The sequence below is a fragment of the Dysgonomonas sp. 511 genome, from assembly GCF_010501105.1.
Classification (GTDB): Bacteria; Bacteroidota; Bacteroidia; order Bacteroidales; family Dysgonomonadaceae; genus Dysgonomonas.
On record NZ_QVMQ01000002.1, the window covers coordinates 208,782 to 209,102 of the forward strand.

The following is a 321-nucleotide window of genomic DNA, read 5'->3' on the forward strand; positions in this document are numbered from 1 at the left end:
GGAACCAGGCTATCTAAAGGTCAGGCCTATCCGATAATAGAGCAATATTTTAAAAGTGGATTAATGCCATGTGATTTTTATAGGCAAGTAGGTTGGAGTGATAATCAGTTCTATTCATGGCGTAAGCGTTACATGGAAGAGCATAATATGCTGGCAGAGGAAGACTTTGAGCCGCCAATATTTCACCCGATAACAGTAACCCCACCAGAGGAGGCAAATTTAGTAGAGCCTGAAGAAAGTTTTACTATAGAGATTACATATCCCAATGGAGTTACACTTCGTGTATATTCCAAGAATACAGCCCCACTGGTAGACTTAATC

The 321-nt window shown here is 40.5% G+C and carries 1 protein-coding gene; it reads left to right on the forward strand.

Going from position 1 to position 321, the window contains the following annotated elements:
• Positions 1-63: 63 nt before the first annotated feature.
• Positions 64-321: hypothetical protein (locus D0T57_RS01805; RefSeq protein ID WP_163270256.1), on the forward strand; the 258-nt coding region annotated here is incomplete at its 3' end.